Genomic DNA, 253 nt, shown 5'->3' on the forward strand with positions numbered 1-253 from the left:
TTCCGGCCGCGGTTGCCCGCGTCCGCAGCGAATTCGAGCGCGACGGCGTTACCGTGGATGCGCTCGACGGATTGACTTTCACCTCAGATGACGGACAGTGGTGGTTCAACCTCCGCGCGTCGAACACCGAACCCTTCCTCCGGCTGAACGCCGAAGCCGAAGACCTCCCCACCATGGTGCGGGTCCGTGACCGCGTACTTGAACTAGTTAGGAACTAAAACCAATGGCTGATGTTGAACTGAACGGCGCAGAG

Annotated in this window: 1 pseudogene; it reads left to right on the top strand. The window is 60.5% G+C overall.

The annotated features are described in order from the left end of the window. Positions 1 to 218, top strand: a pseudogene (gene manB, locus SB754_RS21640) (phosphomannomutase/phosphoglucomutase); the annotation flags it as partial. Between the last annotated feature and the right edge of the window lie 35 nt (positions 219 to 253).

This window comes from Leifsonia sp. SIMBA_070, from assembly GCF_046534635.1.
Taxonomy (GTDB): domain Bacteria; phylum Actinomycetota; class Actinomycetes; order Actinomycetales; family Microbacteriaceae; genus Leifsonia.